General features: G+C 34.8%; 20 protein-coding genes. 14 read left to right on the top strand and 6 right to left on the bottom strand.

Going from position 1 to position 25,330, the window contains the following annotated elements; translation table 11 throughout:
- Window positions 1-167 precede the first annotated feature (167 nt).
- The 4 genes from ileS (at window position 168) to BLT84_RS03710 (ending at window position 5,308) form a co-directional block, all read left to right on the top strand.
- Entirely contained in the window at window positions 168-3,563 is a 3,396-nt protein-coding gene (ileS, locus tag BLT84_RS03725) for an isoleucine--tRNA ligase (protein ID WP_091262990.1), read from the top strand.
- A 4-nt stretch (window positions 3,564-3,567) separates the two neighbouring features.
- Window positions 3,568-3,951, top strand: coding sequence for a TraR/DksA family transcriptional regulator (locus tag BLT84_RS03720; protein ID WP_034887759.1), 384 nt, complete (start codon window positions 3,568-3,570; stop codon window positions 3,949-3,951).
- 76 nt (window positions 3,952-4,027) lie between these two features.
- Window positions 4,028-4,648: a hypothetical protein gene (locus BLT84_RS03715; RefSeq protein WP_091262988.1), complete on the top strand. Its 621-nt coding sequence runs from the start codon at window positions 4,028-4,030 to the stop codon at window positions 4,646-4,648.
- 42 nt (window positions 4,649-4,690) lie between these two features.
- Window positions 4,691-5,308, top strand: a complete 618-nt coding sequence (locus tag BLT84_RS03710) for a lipoprotein signal peptidase (RefSeq protein WP_091262986.1) — start codon at window positions 4,691-4,693, stop codon at window positions 5,306-5,308.
- Window positions 5,309-5,313: 5 nt separating this feature from the next.
- On the opposite strand, the gene BLT84_RS03705 is transcribed toward BLT84_RS03710, so the two are convergent.
- From BLT84_RS03705 to BLT84_RS03680, 6 genes are all read right to left on the bottom strand, one after another.
- Complete coding sequence (locus BLT84_RS03705) at window positions 5,314-5,727, bottom strand: response regulator (RefSeq protein WP_034887369.1); 414 nt, start codon at window positions 5,725-5,727, stop codon at window positions 5,314-5,316.
- A 10-nt stretch (window positions 5,728-5,737) separates the two neighbouring features.
- A complete protein-coding gene (locus BLT84_RS03700; protein ID WP_091262984.1) occupies window positions 5,738-7,189 on the bottom strand; it encodes a PAS domain-containing protein in 1,452 nt (483 codons plus the stop codon).
- A 63-nt stretch (window positions 7,190-7,252) separates the two neighbouring features.
- Window positions 7,253-7,819 carry a 5-formyltetrahydrofolate cyclo-ligase gene (locus tag BLT84_RS03695; RefSeq protein WP_091262982.1) on the bottom strand — a complete coding sequence of 189 codons (567 nt, stop codon included), beginning with the start codon at window positions 7,817-7,819 and terminating at the stop codon, window positions 7,253-7,255.
- The gene (locus tag BLT84_RS03690; protein WP_034887375.1) at window positions 7,797-8,798 is read right to left on the bottom strand and encodes a succinylglutamate desuccinylase/aspartoacylase family protein; all 1,002 of its coding nucleotides are present in this window, start codon (window positions 8,796-8,798) and stop codon (window positions 7,797-7,799) included. Before BLT84_RS03690 ends, BLT84_RS03695 begins: the two co-directional genes overlap by 23 nt.
- Before the next feature lie 3 nt (window positions 8,799-8,801).
- Window positions 8,802-9,674 (bottom strand): 30S ribosomal protein S6--L-glutamate ligase, encoded by an 873-nt coding sequence (gene rimK, locus BLT84_RS03685; RefSeq protein WP_034887378.1) that lies wholly within the window; start codon window positions 9,672-9,674, stop codon window positions 8,802-8,804.
- On the bottom strand, window positions 9,652-10,095 hold the full coding sequence (locus BLT84_RS03680; protein ID WP_034887381.1) for an ATP-dependent zinc protease: 444 nt from the start codon (window positions 10,093-10,095) through the stop codon (window positions 9,652-9,654). The genes rimK and BLT84_RS03680 overlap by 23 nt, the downstream gene beginning before the upstream one ends.
- Window positions 10,096-10,269: 174 nt before the next feature.
- Between BLT84_RS03680 and uvrC the strand changes: the two genes are divergently transcribed.
- The 10 genes from uvrC to BLT84_RS03630 all read left to right on the top strand — a co-directional run bounded on the left by uvrC (window position 10,270) and on the right by BLT84_RS03630 (window position 25,264).
- Window positions 10,270-12,063 (top strand): excinuclease ABC subunit UvrC, encoded by a 1,794-nt coding sequence (uvrC, locus tag BLT84_RS03675; RefSeq protein WP_034887382.1) that lies wholly within the window; start codon window positions 10,270-10,272, stop codon window positions 12,061-12,063.
- Between the two features lies 1 nt (window position 12,064).
- A complete protein-coding gene (locus BLT84_RS03670; RefSeq protein ID WP_091262979.1) occupies window positions 12,065-14,287 on the top strand; it encodes a patatin-like phospholipase family protein in 2,223 nt (740 codons plus the stop codon).
- Between the two features lie 141 nt (window positions 14,288-14,428).
- Window positions 14,429-15,589: a homogentisate 1,2-dioxygenase gene (locus BLT84_RS03665; protein WP_091262978.1), complete on the top strand. Its 1,161-nt coding sequence runs from the start codon at window positions 14,429-14,431 to the stop codon at window positions 15,587-15,589.
- Between the two features lie 105 nt (window positions 15,590-15,694).
- Window positions 15,695-16,855, top strand: coding sequence for a 4-hydroxyphenylpyruvate dioxygenase (gene hppD, locus BLT84_RS03660; RefSeq protein WP_034887760.1), 1,161 nt, complete (start codon window positions 15,695-15,697; stop codon window positions 16,853-16,855).
- A gap of 308 nt (window positions 16,856-17,163) precedes the next feature.
- Complete coding sequence (locus BLT84_RS03655) at window positions 17,164-17,940, top strand: DUF3108 domain-containing protein (RefSeq protein WP_034887388.1); 777 nt, start codon at window positions 17,164-17,166, stop codon at window positions 17,938-17,940.
- A gap of 3 nt (window positions 17,941-17,943) precedes the next feature.
- Window positions 17,944-18,906, top strand: coding sequence for a tryptophan 2,3-dioxygenase family protein (locus BLT84_RS03650; RefSeq protein ID WP_091262976.1), 963 nt, complete (start codon window positions 17,944-17,946; stop codon window positions 18,904-18,906).
- Window positions 18,907-18,914: 8 nt separating this feature from the next.
- Window positions 18,915-20,150: a M23 family metallopeptidase gene (locus BLT84_RS03645; RefSeq protein ID WP_091262975.1), complete on the top strand. Its 1,236-nt coding sequence runs from the start codon at window positions 18,915-18,917 to the stop codon at window positions 20,148-20,150.
- A 7-nt stretch (window positions 20,151-20,157) separates the two neighbouring features.
- On the top strand, window positions 20,158-21,789 hold the full coding sequence (pgi, locus tag BLT84_RS03640) for a glucose-6-phosphate isomerase (RefSeq protein ID WP_091267988.1): 1,632 nt from the start codon (window positions 20,158-20,160) through the stop codon (window positions 21,787-21,789).
- A 188-nt stretch (window positions 21,790-21,977) separates the two neighbouring features.
- Entirely contained in the window at window positions 21,978-24,734 is a 2,757-nt protein-coding gene (locus BLT84_RS03635) for a TonB-dependent receptor (RefSeq protein ID WP_034887395.1), read from the top strand.
- A gap of 92 nt (window positions 24,735-24,826) precedes the next feature.
- Window positions 24,827-25,264, top strand: coding sequence for a hypothetical protein (locus BLT84_RS03630; protein WP_034887398.1), 438 nt, complete (start codon window positions 24,827-24,829; stop codon window positions 25,262-25,264).
- Window positions 25,265-25,330 lie beyond the last annotated feature (66 nt).

Here is a 25,330-nt window from a genome sequence, read left to right as displayed (position 1 = left end):
TATTTCAGGCAACTTTTTTTTACTGATTATTTGCTATTTCTTAATTATTTATATCAATTCAATAGCTATGATCTTGTTGAACTAAGTAGGTTAGTATTTTAATCATTTAGGCACTTTGGTTTTGCTAAAAAGCATTATTTTCGCAACTCATAAGAAATTTCTAGAAAATGAGCACAAAGTTCGCTGAATATAAAGGACTTGACTTACCTAAAGTAGCAGAAGAAATTCTAGCGTACTGGCAAGAGAATGATATTTTTGAAAAGAGCGTAACTACACGTGAAGGTAAAGAGCCGTTCGTGTTTTTTGAAGGGCCACCTTCAGCAAATGGTCTACCTGGAATCCACCACGTAATGGCCAGAGCTATTAAAGATATTTTTTGTAGATATAAAACACAAAAAGGGTTTCAGGTAAAAAGAAAAGCAGGTTGGGATACCCATGGCCTTCCGGTAGAGCTTGGAGTAGAGAAAGAACTTGGAATTACTAAAGAAGATATTGGCACCAAAATTAGCGTAGAGCAATACAATATTGCATGTAAAAATGCGGTAATGCGATATACCGATGTTTGGAATGACCTTACTGAAAAAATGGGATATTGGGTAGATATGGAAGACCCATACATTACTTATAAACCAAAATATATGGAAACAGTTTGGTGGCTGCTTTCTGAGATTTATAAAAAAGACCTTATCTATAAAGGCTACACCATTCAGCCTTACTCACCAAAAGCAGGAACTGGTTTAAGTTCTCATGAGCTTAATCAGCCGGGGACGTATCAGGATGTTACAGATACTACTGTAACGGCCATGTTTAAAACAAAGCCGGAAACATTACCAGAATTTTTAAAAGAATTTTCTGAGAATCTTTACCTTATTGCATGGACAACCACTCCATGGACCTTGCCATCTAACACTGCTTTAACAGTGGGGCCAAAGATCCAATATGTTTCTGTAAAGACTTACAATCAATATACGTTTGAGCCAATAACTATAATTGCTGCAAAAGATCTTGCAGAAAAGCAATTCGATAAAAAATTTAAAAAGGTAGATTCTGAAGATGGTTTGGAAGGTTATAAAGAAGGAGATAAAATTCCATTCTTTATAGGCGATAGTTTTGTTGGGAAAGATCTTGTAGGGATCAAGTATGAGCAATTAATGCCGTTTGTACTACCATATAACAATCCGGAAAATGCGTTTAGAGTTATTTCTGGAGATTTTGTGACTACAGAAGATGGTACCGGAATAGTGCATACCTCACCTACTTTTGGTGCAGACGATGCGCTTGTAGCAAAACAAGCAACCCCAGAAGTTCCACCTTTACTGGTAAAAGATGAGAATGACAATCTTGTTCCATTAGTAGACCTGCAAGGTAAATTTCGTCCAGAACTGGGTGAATATGGTGGGAAGTATGTAAAGAATGAATATTATGACGATGGGCAAGCTCCCGAGAGATCTGTAGATGTAGAGATCGCCATTCAGTTAAAAGAAGAAAACAGGGCTTTCAAAGTAGAAAAATATGTTCACAGCTACCCCAATTGCTGGAGAACAGATAAGCCTATATTATACTATCCTTTAGATTCCTGGTTCATTAAGGTAACAGATGTTAAGGATAGAATGTTTGAATTGAACAAAACCATTAACTGGAAACCAAAAGCTACCGGAGAAGGTAGGTTTGGAAACTGGTTGGCAAATGCTAATGACTGGAATCTTTCTAGAAGTAGATACTGGGGAATTCCACTTCCTATCTGGAGAACAGAAGATGGAAAAGAAGAGATCATTATTGGTTCTATAAAAGAATTGAAGTCTGAAATGGCAAAATCTGTGGAAGCAGGTTTTATGAAAGAAGATATTTTCAAATCTTTTGAAGTAGATAATATGAGTGAAGAGAACTACGACCTAGTAGATCTTCATAAAAATGTAGTAGACACTATTACATTGGTTTCGGCTTCCGGAAAACCTATGAAAAGGGAGTCAGATCTTATAGATGTTTGGTTTGATTCTGGTTCTATGCCTTATGCACAATGGCATTATCCATTTGAAAAGCCGGAAGATGAAGGCTTAATGCAGGCAGATTTTATTGCAGAAGGAGTAGATCAAACTCGAGGTTGGTTCTATACATTACATGCAATAGCAACTATGATCTTTGATAGGGTTGCTTATAAGAATGTGGTTTCTAACGGACTAGTTCTAGATAAGAACGGGCAAAAAATGTCTAAGAGATTAGGAAACGCTGCAGATCCATTTGAGACTTTAGCAGCTTTTGGCCCGGATGCTACCAGATGGTACATGATCTCTAACGCAAATCCATGGGATAATTTAAAGTTTGATTTGGAAGGAATTACAGAAGTAAGTAGAAAATTCTTCGGAACGCTCTATAATACCTATTCCTTCTTTACGCTCTATGCTAACATAGACAACTTTACCTATAAAGAAGAAGATGTTGCCTTAGAAGATCGACCAGAAATAGACAGATGGATACTTTCAGAATTGCATACACTTATTAAGAAAGTGGATGAATTTTATGCAGAATACGAACCTACAAGAGCAACCAGAGCAATTTCAGAATTTGTTCAGGAAAACCTTAGTAACTGGTTTGTTAGATTGAGCAGAAGACGTTTCTGGAAAGGAGATTACGAGCAAGACAAGATATCTGCTTACCAAACTTTGTATACTTGTTTGGAAACGGTAGCAAAATTGAGTGCTCCTGTAGCTCCATTCTTTATGGATAGACTTTATAAAGACCTGAATTCTGCAACAAATAAAGAGAAATTTGATTCTGTTCACTTATCAGACTATCCTAGCTATAATGAGGCTTTTGTAGATAAGGCACTGGAACACAAGATGGAAAAGGCGCAAACCATTTCGTCTTTGGTACTTTCTTTGCGTAAAAAAGAAATGATTAAGGTAAGGCAACCGCTTCAAAGAATTATGATTCCTGTATTGGACGAAGCTCAAAAAGCAGAGATCGCAGCGGTAGAAGATCTTATAAAATCTGAAGTGAACGTTAAGGAAATAGAATTAATTGACGATGCTTCAGGAATATTGGTTAAACAAGCCAAACCAAATTTTAAAGCTTTAGGGCCGAGATTTGGAAAGGATATGAAATTGGTAGTGAATGTTATTAATAATTTTACTGCTGATGATATTTCAACATTAGAAAGAGAAGGGGAGCTTAATGTTGAGGTAAATTCAAAAATGATTAAATTAGCTCCTGAAGATGTGGAAATAACTTCTCAAGATATTGAAGGCTGGTTGGTTGCAAGCAGCGGAAATATTACGGTAGCTCTGGATGTTCAAATTAGTGAAGAGCTTAAAATGGAAGGTATTGCCCGTGAACTTGTAAATAGAATTCAAAATCTGAGAAAAGATTCTGGGTTTGAAGTTACAGACACGATAGACGTAACCCTACTGAAAAATAGTGTTGTCGAGGATGCTGTTTTGCACAATATGAACTATATTAAAAACGAGACATTAACTGCCAATCTCGAATTCGCAGATGTGATAACAGACGGTACGGAAGTTAGCTTTGACGATGTTGTTACTAAATTATGTGTCAAAAAACATTAAACCCATGTCCACAGAAATTAAAGAGCGTTACAGCGATGCAGATCTGGCTGAATTCAAAGAACTAATTCAGGCTAAGATCCAAAAAGCGCAAGAACAATTAGGACTTTATACGAGTTCTTATGTTAACAATGGTAATAACGGTACAGATGATACTTCTCCAACCTTCAAAGCTTTTGAAGAAGGCAGCGAGACCTTGAGTAAAGAAGCAAACTCTCAGCTTGCCATTCGCCAAGAAAAGTTCATTCGAGACCTTAGAAATGCCTTGGTTAGAATTGAAAGTAAAACTTATGGTATTTGTAGAGTTACTGGAAAACTAATTGCGAAAGAGCGATTAAAATTAGTTCCTCATGCTACATTAAGCATAGAAGCAAAGAATTTACAACGTTAAACGTTATTATTTTCTAATACACAAAACGCTCCTTCTAAAAACCTATAGAATGGAGCGTTTTTAGTTAGAATATTTTATGAAATTAATCATCAGTATATTATTTTTTGTACTAACAAGTGGTTCTTTATTCTCTCAAAAGAACTCCACCAGGATCTTTGATGCTAAAGATTTACAGCAGCTTCATATAAATACAGATGAGATCTTTAAGATACATATTTCAACTTCTAGTACAGATAAGGTTTCTGTTACCACTCATGCAACAGGAGAGTATTATAATGATATTGCCTTAAGTATAAAAATGGAGGGCACGAAAATGATGATTACCTCAGTTTTTAATGAAGACCTGCAGGGTGGTTTTGATAAGCTAAGTGCTCATAAAGTATTTTCTTTAGAAATGAGTATTGAAATTCCTGAGAATATTCAGGTTCATATAAGGTCTAATATAGCCTCGGTAATTGGATCTGGATCTTTTAAAAGTCTAGAGTTGGAGCTGCAATCTGGATACTGCAAGTTAGATCCTTTTCAAGGGAATGCAGTAATAAATACCTATAAAGGTTCCATATATCTTGCAACAAATAATGCTAATATAGATGCAGAGACTAGAAATGGAATGCTGGAAATACCAATGCCTTTATTAGGATATCATCAAATAAAACTCACTTCTATAGACGGTGATATTAGAGTAGTTAAAAACTAAATAATATTAGTATTTTTGAGCCGTTTATAACATTTACAATCCATGTCTTTAAAGAAAGCAAGTCTCATTATAATAGTGATCTTATTAATAGATCAGATCTCAAAAATATACGTAAAAACTCATTTCGTTTTAGGAGAAGAAGAGGGGGTGCTAAGTTGGTTCAAGATCTTGTTTGTAGAAAACGAAGGAATGGCGTGGGGTGCAAAAATTCCTGGGGAATATGGTAAGTTGTTACTCACACTTTTTAGATTAGGAGCTATTGCTGGTATTGGTTACTGGTTATGGGATTCTGTAAGAAAAAATGGCTCTAGAATGCTAATTCTGGCAATTGCCTTTATATTTGCGGGAGCATTTGGTAATATTATAGATTCTGTGTTCTACGGGATGGTATTCACAGATAGTTATGGGCACGTAGCAGAGTTTTTACCTAATGGTGGAGGCTATGGTACAATATTTCACGGAAAGGTGGTAGATATGCTTTATTTCCCATTATTTGATGGTACGTTACCTTCCTGGTTCCCTATTTGGGGAGGAAATCACTTCGCATTCTTCGAACCTGTTTTCAACATAGCAGATTCTGCTATTAGTATAGGAGTAATTTTCTTATTGTTCTTCAATAAAAAGACATTTCCTAAGAACGAAGAAGCTTCAAAAAATTAAATGAGTTATGCTACTTCTTTATCGAAGATACGTTCAAATTTCTTTAGCTCAATAGGCTTAATAAGATAGTCTGTAACCATATTAAAAGATTTTGCACGCTCTAGATCTCTTGGGTCTATAGAAGAAGATACCACGTATAGCGTTATCTTTTTGTCAAAGTTGTTTTTGATCTTTATGAATTCACTTAAAAATTCCCAGCCATCCATTACCGGCATGTTCAGATCTAAGAACATAATATCTGGAAGTTTGTCTTCTGTCATATTGGTTAATATCACCTTAAAGTAATCTAAAGCCTCTAAACCATTCTTAAAAATCAGTAGATTTTCAGAAAGTTTTTTAATTTCGATGATCTTCTTAACTAAGTTCACGTATATTTTATCATCATCAATAATACACGCTAGCTCTATTTTTTGCCCCATTTTTTTAGATCTAGAATTTTATTTTAAAAGTTGTACCAATATTAATAGTACTGGTAACAGCAATAGAACCCCCTAATGTTTCCACCTGATTTTTGGTGATAAACAGTCCTATTCCTTTAGCATCTGAATTTTTATGAAAGGTCTTATACATACCAAACATACGTTCCCCGTGTAGATCCAGATCTATACCCATGCCATTATCGCTAATTTCCATAAATGCCTGTTCTTGAGAAAGGTATGTTTGGATGAAAATAACCGGTTTCCTACTCGGTTGTTTATAGCGAATTGCATTAGTGATTAAATTTAGTAAAATACTTTCTAGATATTCCGGAATATATTCAATTTCTTTCAGTGCAGAAAAATCGGCAACAATCTCAGCGCCTTCGCGGTTTATAAGGGATGATACTGAAGTCATTACGATATTAAGCGTGTCTTTAAACTTAATATTTTTTCGTTCCTTGATCAATATGCTCTCATGAGATACCAAATTGTTTAACTGAGTGATCGCTGTATCTAGATTTTTAGAAATATCTGTTACGTTACTTATAAGGTCTAATTTATCTGCTGGTTTTTTGGAATCTTGAAGTAATTGTGATACCAAACTAAGGTTGCTGCTATGAGATCTTAGATTATGTGAAACAAGATGGGCAAAATTGAATAATCTAGAATTCTGTGCAGCAATGATGTCTAAAGAGTTCTGCAGATTAATTTCATTGGTCTTATTTATATCTATATCTTGAAAAACTCCTCTTATACCTATTATGTGTTGTTCTTCATTATAAACCGGTTTTCCTGTAGCTCGTATCCAAAATTCTCTTCCATGAAGGGTAACCATTTTTAACTCCGCCTTAAATGGAATTCCATATTTTTCGCATTTATCAAAAATCATCAAGGCGCTTTCCTGATGATCTGGAGCATAATAGCGAAGTCTTTCATTATACTCTAAATTGAAATCTAGCGGGCATTCAAAAATCTTTTTGGTAACATCATCCCAATATATATTATTGGTAACGGTATCTATATACCATCCACCGGTAGAGGTCATATCAGCGGTTTCTCTATAGTAGAAAAAATTCTCTTCTATGGTGTATTGGTCTCTTTTGCTCTGATGGATATTTACAAAAAGTAGAACGGCAATGTCTTTATTAGAGTTTTCCTTGTTCTTAAGGCTACGGCACTCAAACCATCTATATTTATCATTTTGAAGTTTGATCTTAACTTCCTGATTAAAATTATGAGGATCTGTTCTTAACTTATCAAATTCTATTCTAAAGTCATAACGATAATCTTTATGAAGTACCTTTTCTAGAAAATGTTCAAAAAATAAAGTGTTTGAAGGTGGTTCCCCAACTAAAGATTCAAAATGATCTGACCAGATAATTTCTTTTGTGTGAAGATTTACTTTCCAATAAGCAATATCAAAATCTTCCAGAATACTGTTTAACTGTAGGTCGTTAAGCATTAAATTGTTGTCATATTTTGATGAAAATGATAAGAAAAATGAAAATAACTTAAATATTTTAAATTATTTCTTAAATGTATATATTTTATTTGGAGTTACACAATAATTTAAAGGGATGTCTGTCTCTAATATTTCCGGAATTTGCTCTTCCGCTTCAAAAAGTGAGAGTCCTATTTTAATAACATCCTTATTGCATTCTCCTAAAAACTTATCGTAGAAGCCTTTTCCGTATCCTACTCTATGGCCGTATTCGTCAAAAGCCAAAAGGGGTACAAACACTACTTCTATTTTTTCTGAAGGAATTTCGATGCCATCTACGGGCTCTGGAATTCCCCATTCATTATTGCGTATAACGCTGGTGTCTGTAAGTAAGTAGTTGGTTAGCTTATTTGTGTTGAAATTACTCTTGGAAAGAATCACATTTTTATCTTTACCCTGCAAAATGTGTAAAATGGGCTCTGTATCAATTTCTTTTTTATCTGAAATTGTTAAGAAAAGATGATAAAAGCTAAAGTCCCAAATAGGTAGTTCTAAAAGTTTATTGGCAATATCTATGCTTTTATCTTCTATGGTTTCAGAAGATAAATTTGATCTTAACTCTTTGTATTTACTCCTTAGTGTCTTTTTCATGCTTTGCCTGAGAATGCGTGGTGATGTGAAAGATGGCATCTCCCTGATAAACAATAGGAGATTGATTTACGTTAATAATATATCCAGAATGATTGGCGGTAACCTTATGTCGAAATTTTCCATAGGGATCTGTTATTGTGGCAATATATTCGCCTTTTTCTACCAATTTACCACAAGCGATCTTCACATGGAGCATCCCGCTATATTTAGCTCGCATCCAAGCGCTACTTTCTATTAAGATACTATTAAGCGGTGGATCCTCACAAATAAAACGCGGCTTTAGCATACCTAAATGATTTAAGATCCTAGTGGTGCCATCTACACCATGTTTTGCAATGTCTTTATTGCTATCTAATGATTTCCCACCTTCAAAGAGTAAAACCATTTTGCCCTGTTTATAGCACGTTTCTCGGTACGACTTTGCTATAGTTTTGGAATACATAGTAAAAGGAGCATTAAAGATCTTAGCATATTTAAGGCTATTCTCATCTCCTTTCTGAACTCTAATTTGTGCAGCATTAAATCTACTAGCACCTCCGGTATGAAAATCTAGACAGAAATCTGCAACCGGAAGTATTTTAGAGACAAACTGAAATGCAAATCTACTAGCAAGACTACCATTTTTTGTTCCTGGAAAAACGCGGTTAAGATCTCTCCCATCAGGAAATTCTCTAGAAAGGTTCAGAAATCCAAAGACGTTCACAACAGGAATACAAATAATAGTTCCCTTTACGGGTTTATTAATATTCTTAGAGATGAGTTGTCTTACTATTTCAACCCCGTTTATCTCATCTCCATGCATTCCGGCTGTAATAAGAACTACTGGCCCTGGTTTTTTGGATCTCTCAATAACCACCGGTACTTCAACTGATGTTGTGGTATATAACTTAGCCATGTTCAAATTGATCACAGCTCCGGTTCCTGGGAGAATTTTTTTACCTAAGATCTCAAGTACGTCGTCTTTGTCTATATGAGCCATAAACTATACGTTTCTTTCGATGTATCTTATAATAGTTTTTGCGATATCTTTTTCTGTAGCATTTTCAATTCCTTCTAATCCCGGAGAAGAGTTAACCTCTAAAATAAGTGGTCCTCTAGAACTTTGAAGCATATCTACACCAGCTACACCAAGCCCCATTGCTTTTGCAGCTTTTATTGCCGCTATCTCTTCATCATCAGAAAGTTCTATAACGCTTGCGCTACCTCCTCTGTGAAGATTAGATCTAAATTCACCTTCTTTCCCCTGTCTTTTCATAGCGCCAACCACATGGCCATCTACAATAAGCGCCCGAATATCTGCACCACCGGCTTCTTTAATGAATTCCTGCACTATAACTCTAGCTTGCAATCCATTAAAAGCCTCAATAACAGATTCTGCTGCATTGTTGGTCTCTGCCAGTACAACACCCAGACCCTGAGTTCCTTCTAAAAGTTTAATGATTAATGGCGCTCCTCCAACATGTTTTATAACCTCACTAACATCTTTAGAGTAGTTGGTGAAAACAGTTTTTGGAAGTCCTAATCTTGCTCTAGAAAGTACCTGTAAACTTCTTAATTTGTCTCTACTTCTAACTAGAGATTGAGATTCTGTAGTTGTAAACACCCCCATCATCTCAAATTGTCTTACTACAGCTGTTCCGTAAAAAGTTACAGAAGCACCAATTCTAGGAATTACCGCATCGGTATCTGTAATCATTTTCCCTTTATAAAAGATCGAGGGTTTACGTTTTTCTATTACAAGATCACACTTTAGAGGGTCTATTACCTCCACATTATGATTTCGTTTTTTTGCGGCTTCAATAAGGCGCTGAGTAGAATATAGGTTACTATTTCTAGAAAGAATTTTTATGTTCATTTGAATTTAAATTGAAAGAAACGTCTGTTAACTCGGGATCTACTATAAATTTTTTGCTAAGAAATTTTCTACCTATTAAAACCGGATATTTCATTTCTTGCCTAGCAGACAAAGAAAGGGAAATTTTGAAAACCTTTTTAAATATTTTTATAGTAGACTGAACCTGATATCGTTTTTGTTGAATACCGTTGCTACTCTTCACAAAAACGATGTCATAATCATTAAAGGTAAAGACTTTTCCATTATAAAGTGGGTGTTCTTCGTCTAAGAATGTGCAGTGTAACACCCCGTCTTCTTCTACAATATCATAACAATGTATTGAAGAAGTATAAGCTCCGGTATCAATTTTTATAGCAATCTCTTCCAGATCCAATAACGGAAAGTCTGCTTTGTCAAAGCGCCCAATTACTCTTTTTTCCATATCTGCAAGGTAGTAAAATGATTATTTGTGAATTCCTATTCGAGTTATTAATTGAGAATCCAGGTTTAATAATGCTTTAAAAGCGTTCTAGAGTCTGCAATTCAACTTAAATTTTAACATTTGTTCTCTCCTCGCATTTTAATGCTACCAAGAATATGTAATATCTTTGGAGTAATGGAAACACCAGATTTAAAAGTACAGCTACAAACCTTACCAAATAGCCCCGGGGTTTATCAATATTATGATAAGAATGGGAAGATCTTATATGTAGGTAAGGCAAAAAATCTAAAAAAAAGGGTTACCTCTTATTTTAATAAGCGCCATGATGTTCATAGAACGTCTGTAATGGTTAAGAAGATTCATGATATTAAACATATTGTGGTAGCTACAGAAACAGATGCATTGCTGCTAGAGAATAATCTTATCAAAAAACTTCAGCCTCGTTTTAATGTAATGTTGAAGGATGATAAAACTTATCCATGGATATGTATTAAAAATGAACGTTTCCCAAGGGTTTTTCCTACTCGAAGATTAATAAAAGATGGTAGTGAGTATTTTGGACCTTTCACCAATTTCAAAACGGTAAATACGCTATTAGATCTTATTAAAGGTCTTTACAAGCTTAGAACCTGCAATTATGATCTTTCTGAAGAAAAGATCCAAAACGGAAAATATAAGGTGTGTCTGGAATATCATTTGGGAAATTGTAAAGGCCCTTGTGAAGCTTATCAATCTGAAGAAGAATACAGGAGAAATATAGAAGCAATAAGGCAGATCGTAAAAGGGAATTTTAAAGATTCCTTACAACAGTTCAGAACACAAATGAAAGAGCATGCCGAAAAGATGGAGTTTGAAGATGCTCAAAAAATAAAAGATAAAATAGAAGTGCTTGAGAATTATCAGGCAAGATCTACTATTGTAAATCCACGTATAAACAATGTAGATGTATTCTCTATAGTAAGTGATGAAGGCTTTGGATATGTGAATTTCTTGCAGATCTCCCACGGTTCTATTATTAGATCTCATACCATAGAGTTGAAGAAAAAGCTGGATGAATCTGACAGAGAACTTTTAGAGCTTGGAGTAATAGAAATAAGGCAACGTTTTAACTCGCTGTCTAAAGAGATCTACGCTCCTTTTAAAATTGATGTTGGAGAAGATGTTAAGATCACTATTCCTCAGCTTGGTGATAAGAAGCAGATAGTAGACCTTTCGCTTAGAAATGCTAAATATTACCGTCAGGAGCAATTCAAGCAAATGAAGATCGTAGATCCAGATAGACATGTTAATAGAATTATGGCGCAGATGAAGGAAGATCTAAGACTTCATGAAGAGCCAAGACATATTGAATGTTTTGATAACTCTAATATTCAGGGAACCAATCCTGTTGCAGCTTGTGTGGTTTTTAAAGATGGAAAGCCAAGTAAAAAAGATTATAGAAAGTTCAATATTAAAACTGTAGAAGGTCCAGATGATTTTGCTTCTATGGAAGAGGTGGTGTATAGAAGGTATAAAAGGTTGTTAAGCGAAGAAGAACCATTACCGCAATTAATTATTATAGATGGAGGAAAAGGGCAATTATCTTCTGCCGTAAAGGCACTAGAAATGTTAGATCTTAGAGGTAAGATCGCCATAATTGGAATAGCAAAGAGGCTGGAAGAGCTATTCTATCCCGGAGATTCTTACCCGTTATATTTAGATAAGAGATCTGAAACCTTAAAGATCATTCAGCAATTAAGAAATGAAGCGCATAGATTTGGGATCACTTTTCATAGAAATAAGAGAAGTAAAGAAGCGCTTAATACCGAGTTAGAATCTATTAGTGGAATTGGTGACAAAACCGTGGTAGAATTGTTAAAACATTTCCGATCTTTAAAAAGAATTAAAGAAGCATCATTAGAAGAGCTTGCACAGGTTATTGGTAATTCTAAGGCTTCCATAATTTATACTAATTACCATACAGAATAGCATGAAAAAAATTCTTCTTATCCTGCTTTTATTAGTTACCGTTTTTGGGTACGGTCAGGAGAAGGAAGGTCCTAAAGTAGGATTGGTGTTAAGTGGTGGTGGTGCAAAAGGATTGGCACACATTGGGGCGTTAAAAGTAATAGAAGATGCCGGTGTTAAGATAGACTACATTGGCGGAAGTAGTATGGGAGCTATCATTGGCGCGCTATACGCTTCCGGATATTCTTCACATCAATTAGATTCTATTTTTCATGAGATCAATTTCAATATTCTTATTCAGGATGAGGTGCCTCGCAGTGCAAAAACATTTTATGAAAAAGAGGATACCGAAAAGTATGCGCTAACCCTGCCATTCGATAAATTTAAAATAGCATTTCCCTCGGGCCTTTCTAAAGGCCAAAATATCTATAATTTGATCTCCAGACTTACCATGCATCTAGGAAATGTTCAGGATTTTAGTAAAATGCCCATTCCTTTTCTGTGTATCGCTGCAGATATAGAAACGGGAGATCAGGTTGTACTTGAAAAGGGTTCTTTGCCAAAAGCGGTTTCTGCAAGTGGAGCCATTCCTTCTATATTTAGTCCTGTTAAGATCAATGGGCGCTTGTTAACAGATGGAGGGGTAGCAAATAATTATCCGGTGGAGGAACTTAGAAAAAGAGGTGCAGATATCATAATAGGGATAGATGTACAGGATAGTTTGGTAGATAGAGAACAACTTAAAAGTGTGTTCGATATACTTTCTCAGGTGAGTAATTTCCGCACAATTAAAGACATGAAGGAGAAGAAAGCGCTTACAGATGTGTATATAAAACCAGACATTACTCCTTTTGGTATACTTTCTTTTGATAAAGGTGCAGCTATTATAGACTCTGGAAAAGTAGCAGCATTATCACAATATGCTGAATTGGAAAAGATAGCGAAACTTCAAGGCTTTAAGAACAATACCATCTCAAAGGTGCAGGCCTCCAATACGATCAGTCTAAATTCTTTAACTATAGAAGGTAATAACAGTTATCCTAGAGCTTATATTCTGGGAAAATTAAGATTGAAATATTTTTCTAATTACACCTTAGAAGATCTTAGCTCTGGTGTTAATAACCTTGCAGCTACAGGAAACTTCAATAGAATTAATTATAGCCTTATTCCTAACGATACTTCCTATACGTTGGCAATGCAATTAGAAGAGAGTAAGAATAAGACCTTTTTGAGATTGGGCCTGCATTATGATAATCTCTATAAAAGTGGAGCGCTCTTTAATCTTACCAGAAAGAGTACAATTTTCACTAATGATGTTGCTTCATTAGATGTTATTCTGGGTGATAATTTCAGGTATAATTTCCAATATTATATAGATAAAGGATATTATTGGAGCGTAGGAGTAAAGTCTAGATATAACCTTTTTAATAAGGGGGTGTATGTAGATCTTACTGAAGATAATGATGGTTTTCAGGGAATAGGGATCAATAAAGTTGAAGTGGAATATCAGGATTATACCAATCAATTTTATATCGAAACCCTTTTTCAGCAGAAATTTTCTTTTGGAATGGGATTAGAGCAGAAGTTTTTAAAGATCACTTCAGAAACACTTCAGGATCTTGAAGATTCCAACTCTTCGTACACTTTTGAAAAAAGCAATTATTACAGCACCTTCGCCTATTTAAAATTGGATAGCTATGATAATAAATATTTTCCTACCAAAGGGGTGTGTTTTGATGGTGATTTTCATGTTTATTTATTTTCATCAGACTTCAATAATAATTTTTCAGAATTCTCTATAGCTAGAGGTTCTATAGGCTATGCGGTAACTCCTTTTAATAGATTTACCACTCGCTTATCTACAGAAACAGGGTTTAAGATTGGAGATGACGATGTTAGTAGTCTGGATTTTCTTTTGGGAGGATACGGAAATAATTTTGTGAACAATATTATACCCTTCTATGGATATGATTTTCTTACCATCTCCGGGGATAGTTATATTAAAGGAATGGTAGAATTAGATTACGAGATCTTTAATAAGAACCACATTATTGCGAGTGCAAATTTCGCAAATGTAGAAGATCAGTTATACACCTCAGGAAACTGGTTATCTGCTCCAGATTATACAGGTTATGCCTTAGGCTATAGTTTAGAAACATTTCTAGGGCCGGTAAGTGCTAAATATTCTTATTCTCCAGAAGTAAAAGACAGTCAGTGGTACTTTAGTTTGGGATTTTGGTTCTAGAGAAGTCTGCATTCATATTTAATCTTACTTTAAGAACAATTATCTAAAAAATAGCGATATTTGTGATAATCGACTTTAAAATTCAGGTTAATTCAATATTAATGGGAAATTATAAAGTTTTAATTTAAAATTCTGAATCTCATGCCATTTTATCATAAGTTAGGAAAAATACCTCACAAGCGGCACACGGTTTTTAAAAAACCAGATGGTAGCTTGTATTACGAGCAGCTGTTTGGAACAATTGGGTTTGACGGAATGTCTTCCAATTCTTATCATGAACATAGGCCCACACAGGTAAAAGAAATAAAGGGGAGTTACAGTGTAAAGCCCAAGATCGCTTCAGAAAATAATATAAAATCTTATCGTTTACGAGGATTTCAAATTATACCACACCCAGATTTTTTAGAAAGTAGAAAAGTTGTACTTACTAATAGTGATGTAGATATAGTACTAGCCTCACCTCAGGGAGCTGCTCAAGACTATTTTTATAAGAATACAGATTCAGATGAATTGATCTTTATTCATAAGGGAAGTGGTAAATTAAGAACTCATCTCGGGAATCTAGACTTTAAATATGGAGACTATTTGCTAATACCTCGAGGCACAATCTATAAAATGGATTTTGATGATGAGAATAATAGATTGTTCATTGTTGAATCTAGAAGACCTATATATACTCCAAAAAGATATAGAAACTGGTTTGGACAGCTTTTAGAACACTCTCCATTTTGTGAGAGAGATCTTAGGCAGCCATATGAATTAGAAACGAATGATGAAAAAGGAGATTTTTTGATCAAAGTTAAAAAGCAGGGAGAAATTTTTGACATGATCTATGCAACCCATCCTTTTGATGTGATTGGATATGATGGTTATAATTATCCTTATGCCTTTTCTATCCACGATTTCGAACCTATTACGGGAAGAATACATCAGCCGCCACCGGTACATCAAACTTTTGAAACCGATGCGTTTGTAGTTTGTAGTTTCTGTCCGCGTAAGTATGATTATCATCCAGAATCTATTCCGGCTCCATACAGTCATAGTAATATTGATAGTGATGAGGTATTGTATTATGTAGATGGAGATTTTATGAGTAGAAATGATATAGAAGCAGGACATATTTCATTGCACCCTGCAGGAATTCCTCATGGACCACACCCGGGAGCAGTAGAGAGAAGTATTGGACAAACCGAAACAGAAGAGTTGGCGGTTATGGTAGACACTTTTAAACCATTAATGCTTACCGAAGATGCGATGAAAATTGCAGATGAAACCTATTATCAATCGTGGTTAGATCATTAATTGATGGATAAGAAGGAGAACATTTCAGTTCAAGCTAGAGCGATGTGGTAAATTAGATGCCCAGATTGCAAACAAAGAGGTTGAATGAATTCAAAAATTAAAACAATGAGTAAAAAGATAGAATCAGTAAATTACGGATTAGAGAAGATATTTGAAGGAGCGCAAGATTTCTTGCCACTTTTGGGAACAGATTATGTAGAATTATATGTTGGAAATGCCAAACAAGCGGCCCATTTTTATAAAACTGCATTCGGCTTTCAGTCATTAGCGTATAAAGGATTAGAAACTGGGAGTAGAGATACCGTTTCTTATGTTTTAAAACAAGATAAGATTAGGCTAGTGCTAACTTCACCATTAAATTCTAAACATGAAGTTAATGATCATATAGTAAAGCATGGCGATGGTGTAAAAGTTGTGGCTCTTTGGGTAGAAGACGCGAGATCTGCTTATGAAGAAACTACTAAGCGCGGTGCTAAGTCTTATTTAGAGCCAACGGTAGATAAAGATGAGAATGGCGAGATCGTAAAAGCTGGGATTTACACCTATGGCGAAACTGTACATATGTTCATAGAACGTAAAAATTTTAGTGGAACTTTTTTACCGGGCTATGTAAACTGGGAGTCAGATTATAATCCAGAACCAGTAGGGTTAAAATATATAGACCATATGGTAGGGAATGTAGGATGGAATGAGATGAATACGTGGGTAAAATGGTATGAAGATGTTATGGGCTTTGTGAATTTCCTATCTTTTGATGACAAACAAATTCATACAGAGTATTCTGCCTTAATGAGTAAGGTGATGAGTAACGGAAACGGAAGAATTAAATTTCCTATAAATGAACCTGCGGAAGGGAAGAAAAAATCTCAAATTGAAGAATATTTAGATTTTTATGAAGGTCCGGGAGTGCAACATATTGCAATTGCAACTGACGATATTTTAACTACAGTATCCGATCTAAGAAGCAGAGGAGTTGAATTCTTATCTATTCCTCCTGATGATTATTATCATGCTGTGCCAGATAGATTAAAAGCTTTTGAACATGAATTGGGTGAAGATATTGAAGCCTTAAAAAAGTTAGGAATAATGATCGATGCAGATGAAGAAGGGTATTTATTGCAAATCTTCACCAAGCCAGTAGAGGACAGACCAACCTTGTTTTTTGAGATCATTCAGCGAATGGGAGCGAAAGGCTTTGGTGCAGGGAACTTTAAAGCCCTATTTGAGTCTATTGAAAGAGAGCAACAGTTGCGAGGTACACTGTAATAATTATTAAATTCATAAACAATTACTATTTAAAATGTGAAAAATTAATTATGTAGATAAATTTAACGTTAAACCTTCAGAATGTGTTGTTTTTAATGTACAAGTTGTAGACTTTTGCACCGCATTTCTGGAGTGGTTACCAAAATGTATTAATTTTTTTTCATAATTTAAGTTTTAGTTGGTTAATAAGACAAAACCCCATCATTAATTTGATGGGGTTTTTTCTTTTAATACATTTGGAATAGAAATTGTAATTCTTAACCCGTAACAAGTATCATGATATCAGATATTTATTAAATTGTCAATCTATGTGCAAGAGAATTACATTTGTTAGTCTTTTACTGCTTTTACTTCCCCTAAGCATTTTTTCTCAAAACGCTTTTCAAGCGGGAGAATGGTTTAAGTTTAGAATTCATTATGGTCCTTTCAATGCTAGTTATGCTACGTTGGAAGTTAAAGACGAAGTTTTAGATAAGAAAAAAGTTTATCATGTTGTGGGAAGAGGAAAATCTACGGGTTTAATGCATCTTTTCTTTAAAGTAGATGATGATTATGAAACTTATATTGACAGAAGATCTAGCTTGCCTTATAGATTTGTAAGAAAAATAGATGAAGGTGGCTACACTAAAGATGTTCAAATAGATTTTGATCAGAAACAGAATAAAGCATACGTTTTAGACAGGAAGCATAATACCAATACTACCTACACTACCGAGAATGAGGTTCATGACCTTATTTCTTCTTTCTATTATATGAGAAATGAGCTCAACGATATGAAGTTGAATGAAGGAGATGAGCTTAATTTAAATATGTTCTTCGATAAAGAAAACCACAATTTTAAAATAAAGTTTTTAGGAAGAGAGGTTATAAAGACAAAATTTGGTAAAATTGCCACTTTAAAATTCAGGCCTTATGTAATGGCCGGGAGAGTCTTCAAAGAGAAGGAAAGTCTTACTTTCTGGGTAAGTGCAGATAAAAATAAGATGCCGGTTAAAATACAGGCAGACCTTGCAGTAGGATCTTTAGATGCAGATTTAGAGGCTTTTAAAGGAGTAAAGCATCCTATTCAAATAATAATGGATTAATACATGAACACCATCAAGCCCGAGATTGCAGAACGAATATTATTACTAGAAGAAAAGTTCAAAAATTCAGGACAAGACATGGGGTCTTACTTAGATGGGCTTCTTTATGATCGTTACCTTACCTATTGGGACTATATCCATCTAGATACCTTACTTAGTCTTCAGGCGCCAAAAACTCACTTTCCAGATGAGGAAATATTTATTACCTATCATCAAATCACAGAGCTTTATTTTAAACTGATGATACATGAGCAAAAGCAGATCATTGAGAACGATCTTCTAACTGCTGATGTATTCTTAGAAAAGATGAATAGGCTTAATAGGTATATGAGAATTCTCATTAATTCTTTTGATGTAATGATCAAAGGTATGGATAGAGAGCAATTTTTAAAATTTAGAATGGCTTTACTGCCAGCAAGCGGTTTTCAATCTGCTGGTTTTAGGATGATAGAATTATACGCTACTCCAATAGAACATCTGGTTCCTTTTAAAGAACGTGCTAATTTTTCAACAGAAAATAGTATCGAAGATCTTTTTGAGAATATTTATTGGAAAAAAGGAGGCATAGATCTATCTACGGGTGAAAAAACACTTACGCTAAAGCAATTTGAATTAAGATATACGCCTAGATTCTTAAGGATAGCGAATTCTGTAAAAGAGAATACCATGTATCATAAGTACTTGGATCTACCTGAAATTGAAAAAAATAATAAAGAATTAATTGAAGCGTTGCGTACTTTTGATACCAACGTGAATATTAACTGGCTTCTAATGCACATGGGAGCGGCACATAGATATTTAAATAAAGATAAAAAGACAATAGCTGCAACTGGCGGCACAAACTGGAAGGAATTTCTACCTCCAAGTTTTCAAAAAAATAGTTTTTTCCCTAATCTTTGGTCTCAAGAAGAATTTGATGACTGGGGAAAACAATGGGTTACGCACTTGTTTAATACAGAAAAATAGAATTAAAATTGAAGAAAGTAAGTTATTTATTATTGTTGGCGTTAGCATGTATTTCATGCAATGATGTGGTTGAAAATAAAGACATAAGTGAAGTAAAACCTAAGGTTAAGAAAGTTCCTATAGAAAAGGAGTATGGATTTACGCTTAATGATTACGAGGTTGTAAGAGATACCATAAGATCTGGAGATAATTTTGGGGGGATTTTAGGAACCCATGGTGTTAGTGTTTCTAAAGTTTACGATATCACCAATGGAATAGAAGATAATTTTGATCCTAGAAGACTTGTAGTAGGAAAGCCATATGTTATCTTAAAAGCTAAAGACTCTATAAGCACTCCAGAGTTCTTTATCTATGAAGATGATAGAATTGAATATACTGTTGTAAATATTGGAGAGAACATAGCAGCATATAAAGCTCAAAAGCCTGTTTCGGTTAAGAGAAAAACAGTTTCTGGAGTTATTGTTAGCAGTCTTTCTGAAGCTATGGAAAGTCAGGGACTAAGTGTAGTTCTATCTCACGAGCTAAGCAGTATCTACCAGTGGAGTATAGATTTTTGGAAACTTCAAAAAGGAGATCAGTTTAAAATGGTTTATAGTGAAAAGTATATAAACGATACTATTTACGCCGGAATTGAGAATATTGAAGGTGCTGTTTTTGTACATCAGAAAAAACCATATTATGCTTTTAGCTATAAAGTAGATCCAGAATCTGGAGAAACTGATTTTTATGATGAAGAAGCACGTCCGTTAGAAAGCTTCTTCCTAAAAGCTCCTTTAAACTTTAGTAGGATCTCTTCCAGGTATAGTGGAAGAAGATTTCACCCAGTTCAACAACGATGGAAAGCTCATTTGGGAACAGATTATGCAGCTCCTCGCGGAACTCCAATTTGGACTACGGCTTCTGGAACAGTGATCGCTTCAGGATATACTTCGGGAAATGGAAATTATGTTAAAGTGAAACATAATGACACCTACACTACCCAGTATTTACACATGACGAAGAGAAATGTAAAAGTAGGGCAGAGAGTTCGTCAAGGAGATGTTATTGGTTTTGTAGGTAGCACAGGACTGGCAACCGGACCTCATGTTTGCTACAGATTTTGGGTACGAGGAAAACAGGTAGATCCATTCAGACAAAATTTACCGAATGCAGAGCCTATTGCAGATAATCTAAGAGAAGATTATTTTGCCTCTATAGCGCCTGTAAGAAAAGACATTGATAAGATTCCGTTCAAAAAAATATAATAAGAGCATGAAAAATATAAATCCAACTCAAACAGAGGCCTGGTCTACATTAAAATCTCAGTTCGAGAAAATTAGATCACAGGAAATGAAGCAGATGTTTGCAAATGATCCTAATAGAGCTCAGGAATTCAAAATTGAATGGGAAGATTTTTATGTAGATTTTAGTAAGAATAGGATAAATAAAGAAATTCTAGAAAGTCTCAATTCTTTAGCTCGCGAATGTGATCTTAAGAATGCAATACAATCTTATTTTCGCGGAGATGCTATAAATGAGACTGAAAATAGGCCTGTGTTGCATACGGCTTTAAGAGCCAAAGAAGAGGATGTGGTGCGTGTAGATGGAGAAAATGTAATGAAAGAGGTAGCTTCCGCAAAATTGAAGATGAAGCAATTCTCTGCAGAGGTTATTAGTGGTTCTAAAAAAGGTTTTACAGGGAAAGCTTTTACAGATGTTGTAAATATTGGGATTGGAGGATCAGACCTGGGTCCGGTAATGATCACAGAATCTTTAAAATTCTATAAGAATCATTTAGAGGTGCATTATATTTCTAATGTAGATGGAGATCACGTTCATCAAACTTTAAAAGATCTTAATCCAGAAACTACGCTATTTTTAGTGGTTTCGAAAACCTTTACTACTCAGGAGACTTTAAGTAATGCTAACACTGCAAGAAATTGGTTTAAAAAACATGCCCCTGCAGAAGAGGTTTCTAAACATTTTGTAGCTGTTTCTACCAATTTAGAAAGAGTTACAGAATTTGGAATAGCTCCAGAAAATGTGTTCCCACTTTGGGATTGGGTTGGAGGAAGATTCTCTTTATGGGGTGCTGTAGGTTTGTCTATTAGTCTTGCAGTAGGGTATGATCAATATCAAGAATTGCTAGATGGGGCTTATGAAATGGATATGCATTTTAAAAATGAGGAATTTGAAAATAATATACCGGTACAATTAGCATTGCTAAGTATTTGGTATAATAACTTTTTTAAAGCTGAAAGTGAAGCGGTAATTCCTTATACGCAATATCTTCAAAAACTGCCATCATATTTGCAACAGGCAATTATGGAAAGCAATGGTAAAAGTGTAGATAGAAATGGTGATGTTGTAAATTATCAAACTGGAAATATAATCTGGGGAGAACCGGGAACTAATTCTCAGCATGCATTTTTTCAACTAATTCACCAAGGAACCAAATTAATTCCGGCAGATTTTATTGGATTCAAAAAGTCTTTATTTGGAGATGATGATCATCAAAATAAGCTAATGGCAAATTATTTTGCTCAGACAGAAGCATTATTGATGGGGAAAACTTCAGAAGAAGTTCAAGCAGAATTTGATGAAAGAGGAATTGCAAAGGAGGTATCTGCCAAATTGAAACCTTTTAAAATATTTGAGGGTAATAAACCTTCAACTTCTATTTTAATAGACCAACTAACGCCTAAAAGCTTAGGAAAATTAGTGGCTATGTATGAACATAAGATCTTTGTTCAAGGTGTAATTTGGAATATCTTTAGTTATGATCAATGGGGCGTTGAGTTAGGGAAGCAATTAGCATCCAGTATTTTACAAGAAATTGAAAAATCTGACGTCTTAGAACACGATAATTCTACAAAAACACTCTTAAAACATTACTTAAATTAATTATTATCATATTGTTAATAACGAGTTAATAGCTTTAAGTACCACACCATCAATTACTTGTGATAATTTGTTATGTTTGTTTGAATAAAGATGTTAAATACTGAATTCTTAACATTACGTTAAAGTAGGGTATCAGTTAATTGACTTCTTTTGCCGTGAATTATAAACACAAACAAACAATTTAAAGCATGAGGAAATTATTAGCATTAGCGTTGTTTTTAACAACTGCTACAATTTTTGCTCAAGGAACTGTTACTGGAACGGTGATTGATTCCGAAATGAATGCTCCGTTACCGGGCGCAACTATCATGGTAAAGGGCACTAATACCGGAACAACTACAGATTTTGATGGAAATTTCTCTATCAATGTAGATAAGGCTTCTGGTACTTTAGAAATCAGTTTTATTGGTTTCGCAAAGAAATCTGTACCGTTTAATGTTTCTAACGGACAAACTCAAAAACTTGGAAGAATTGGTGTTGATGCCGATGCAAATGCGCTTTCTGAGGTTATTGTTACAGGAATTGCAGATTTAGCTAAAGATCGTCAAACTCCGGTTGCCGTATCTACAATTAGAGCTGAACAAATTCAAGAAAAATTAGGAAACCAGGAATTCCCTGAGATCTTAGCTACTACTCCTTCTGTATATGCTACTAAACAAGGTGGTGGTTTTGGAGATTCACGTATCACAATTCGTGGATTCGACACTCAAAACTCTGCTGTTATGATTAACGGTATTCCTGTTAATGATATGGAAAATGGTGCTGTTTACTGGAGTAACTGGGCTGGATTAAGTGATGTTGCTACTGCTATTCAAGTACAACGTGGTTTAGGTTCTTCTAAATTGGCAGTATCTTCTGTTGGTGGTACAATTAACGTAGTTACAAGATCTGCAGATAAAGCAGAAGGTGGAATGGTAAAGCAAAGTTTTGGTAACGATGGTTACTTAAAATCTACTGCTTCTTACAACACTGGATTAAATGACAGTGGATGGTCTGGATCTTTCCTTTTAAGCCGTACTTCTGGTGATGGTTATGTAAACGGGACAGAATTTGAAGGTTACAACTACTTTATAGGTGTAGGTTACAAAGCTAATGACAATCATGAATTCAACTTCATGTTAACAGGTGCACCACAACAACACAACCAAAGAGGTTTCTTTACTCCTTTGTCTAGCTACCTTAAATATGGTAACGATGGTGAGCCAAATGAAAAGTACAATCCAGATTTTGGATATAGAAATGGTGATGAATTTACGTTCTCTGGAAACTTCTACCACAAACCGGTAGCTTCTTTAAACTGGGAATATAAAATTTCAGATAAATCTAAATTATCTACTTCTGCTTACGCATCTTTCGGTCGTGGTGGTTCAATAGGTTCTATTGGTAGAATTAACGGAAACCAATCTTTTGCTTTGCCATTAACTAACGATGGATTACTTCCTATAGATGATATCTTTGCTTGGAACTCTGGACAATCTGTTCCATCTTTCGCAACTAGAGAGGGTCAGCCAACTTCAAGAGCGGTATACTCTGGTGAAGGTCAATATCAAGGTCAATATGTAAACACTGGTAACGGTGACCGTAGCGCTGAAAATGGAATGACACAACGTTCTTCTGTAAACTCTCACAACTGGTTTGGTGTTATCTCTAACTTCGAAACAGAATTAAATGAGAACTTAACATTAGACTTTGGAGCAGATCTTAGATCTTATAAAGGATTTCACTACAGAAGAATTGTAGACCTAATGGGTGGAGATGTTTATGTATCTCAAGCAGATGATAACAATCCAAACAGATTCTTAACTGAAACTTACGATCCAACAATTGGAAATACTTTAAACGTATTTAAGAGTATAGATGATGAAGAAAAAATTGACTACCATAATGAAGGTCTTGTAAGATGGGCTGGAGTATTTGGTCAATTAGAATATTCTAAAGATGCAATCTCTGCATTCGTTCAAGGATCTGTATCTAATCAAGGATTTAAAAGAGTAGATTACTTTAATGAAACTCCAGCAAATCAAGAAACTGATTGGGAAAACATTATTGGAGGAAATATTAAAGGGGGTCTTAACTTCAACATAGATGAAAACCACAACGTTTTCGGAAACATTGGATACTATTCTAAGCAACCTTTATTTGATGCTGTTTACCCTGGTAACAGTAATGCACTTAATGATGATCTTAAGAATGAGCAGGTTTTTGGTGTTGAATTAGGATACGGATTCCGTTCTCAATTCTTCAATGCTAACGTAAACCTTTACAGAACTTCATGGGCAGATAGATTTGATACTGCCTCTACTACTTTCTTTGAAGATACTCCAGAAGAAGTTAGAGGAACTGCAAACTTACAAGGTATTACTCAAGTACACCAAGGTATAGAATTTGACTTCTACGGTAGAGTTGGAAACAAATTCAAATGGAATGCAATGGTTTCTGTTGGAGACTGGGAATATAAAGATGACGTAGAAGCTAACTATTTTGACGATAACCAAAACCCAATTGTAGGTGCAGAGCAAGGTGTTCTTAACTTAGATGGAGTAAAAGTTGGAAACGCAGCTCAATTTACTGCTAGTCTTGGTGCAGATTATACTATTATTGATAACTTAAAAGTTGATGCTACATACAGATATGCAGATAACTTATATGCTAGTTACGATGCTACAGATGCATTAGATAATGCTAACTTTGATGTATTCAAATTACCTTCTTATGGTTTATTAGATCTAGGTGCTTCTTACGGATTAGACCTTGGAGATAACAGACTATCTTTTAGAGTAAACGTAAATAACGTAACAGATAACATCTACATTTCAGAGTCTAACACGAACATCGCTGTTGGAGCAAGAGATTCAGATACTGCTTACGATGGAGTGAACACTAGAAATAATGTTTTCTTTGGATGGGGTAGAACTTGGAATGCTTCAGTTAGCTATAAATTCTAAGAATTTAGAATAACAAGTATATTTTAGAATCGCCTCGGGAAACCGGGGCGATTTTTTATTGAAAAAAACTATATTTACCTAAAATTTATTTTATGTATCAAACAGTTCAATTTATACACTCTTACTGGGCGTATCTAGTAGTAATCATGTTAATTATTGCCTCTGTTAGTGCAATTATAGGCTATGTAAGTAATAAAGAATATGCTGCCAACAATTTTAGGATCTCTTTGTTTACTTTAATAACTACACATATTCAACTATTAATTGGTTTGGTGCTTTATTTTACAACGCCATATTTTAAGATGTTTAGTGAAGTTGGGATGAAAGGTGTTATGGAAGATCCTGTTCTAAGATTGTATAATATAGAGCATCCAACTTTTATGATATTGGCCGTAGTATTTGTAACTATAGGTTATTCTAAGCACAAGTCTAAACTTACATCGAAGCCTAAATTTAAAATGCTAGCCATATTTTATACTTTGGCATTACTTTGTGTACTTTCCAGAATACCATGGAGTGCATGGTTCTAAATGAGCTTATTGTAAAGATCAAAAAAAAGCCCTGATTCTAAAGAAATAGAGATCAGGGCTTTTTTT

Origin of the sequence: Gillisia sp. Hel1_33_143 (assembly GCF_900104765.1) — a bacterium.
Taxonomy (GTDB): Bacteria; Bacteroidota; Bacteroidia; order Flavobacteriales; family Flavobacteriaceae; genus Gillisia.
Note: the sequence above shows the minus strand (reverse complement) of the source record. Positions and strands in the feature narration are given on the sequence as shown.

What these genes read in the sequence shown, in the direction of transcription:
- BLT84_RS03690 (WP_034887375.1), bottom strand. Translation starts at nt 8,798, where the DNA reads ATGGCTCATATAGACAAAGACGACGTACTTGAGATCTTAGGTAAAAAA.
- BLT84_RS03700 (WP_091262984.1), bottom strand. Translation starts at nt 7,189, where the DNA reads ATGCTTAACGACCTACAGTTAAACAGTATTCTGGAAGATTTTGATATT.
- BLT84_RS03665 (WP_091262978.1), top strand. Translation starts at nt 14,429, where the DNA reads ATGCCATTTTATCATAAGTTAGGAAAAATACCTCACAAGCGGCACACG.
- BLT84_RS03715 (WP_091262988.1), top strand. Translation starts at nt 4,028, where the DNA reads ATGAAATTAATCATCAGTATATTATTTTTTGTACTAACAAGTGGTTCT.
- ileS (WP_091262990.1), top strand. Translation starts at nt 168, where the DNA reads ATGAGCACAAAGTTCGCTGAATATAAAGGACTTGACTTACCTAAAGTA.
- BLT84_RS03655 (WP_034887388.1), top strand. Translation starts at nt 17,164, where the DNA reads ATGTGCAAGAGAATTACATTTGTTAGTCTTTTACTGCTTTTACTTCCC.
- rimK (WP_034887378.1), bottom strand. Translation starts at nt 9,674, where the DNA reads ATGAACATAAAAATTCTTTCTAGAAATAGTAACCTATATTCTACTCAG.
- BLT84_RS03720 (WP_034887759.1), top strand. Translation starts at nt 3,568, where the DNA reads ATGTCCACAGAAATTAAAGAGCGTTACAGCGATGCAGATCTGGCTGAA.
- uvrC (WP_034887382.1), top strand. Translation starts at nt 10,270, where the DNA reads ATGGAAACACCAGATTTAAAAGTACAGCTACAAACCTTACCAAATAGC.
- BLT84_RS03695 (WP_091262982.1), bottom strand. Translation starts at nt 7,819, where the DNA reads ATGAAAAAGACACTAAGGAGTAAATACAAAGAGTTAAGATCAAATTTA.
- hppD (WP_034887760.1), top strand. Translation starts at nt 15,695, where the DNA reads ATGAGTAAAAAGATAGAATCAGTAAATTACGGATTAGAGAAGATATTT.
- pgi (WP_091267988.1), top strand. Translation starts at nt 20,158, where the DNA reads ATGAAAAATATAAATCCAACTCAAACAGAGGCCTGGTCTACATTAAAA.
- BLT84_RS03650 (WP_091262976.1), top strand. Translation starts at nt 17,944, where the DNA reads ATGAACACCATCAAGCCCGAGATTGCAGAACGAATATTATTACTAGAA.
- BLT84_RS03635 (WP_034887395.1), top strand. Translation starts at nt 21,978, where the DNA reads ATGAGGAAATTATTAGCATTAGCGTTGTTTTTAACAACTGCTACAATT.
- BLT84_RS03680 (WP_034887381.1), bottom strand. Translation starts at nt 10,095, where the DNA reads ATGGAAAAAAGAGTAATTGGGCGCTTTGACAAAGCAGACTTTCCGTTA.
- BLT84_RS03705 (WP_034887369.1), bottom strand. Translation starts at nt 5,727, where the DNA reads ATGGGGCAAAAAATAGAGCTAGCGTGTATTATTGATGATGATAAAATA.
- BLT84_RS03710 (WP_091262986.1), top strand. Translation starts at nt 4,691, where the DNA reads ATGTCTTTAAAGAAAGCAAGTCTCATTATAATAGTGATCTTATTAATA.
- BLT84_RS03630 (WP_034887398.1), top strand. Translation starts at nt 24,827, where the DNA reads ATGTATCAAACAGTTCAATTTATACACTCTTACTGGGCGTATCTAGTA.
- BLT84_RS03670 (WP_091262979.1), top strand. Translation starts at nt 12,065, where the DNA reads ATGAAAAAAATTCTTCTTATCCTGCTTTTATTAGTTACCGTTTTTGGG.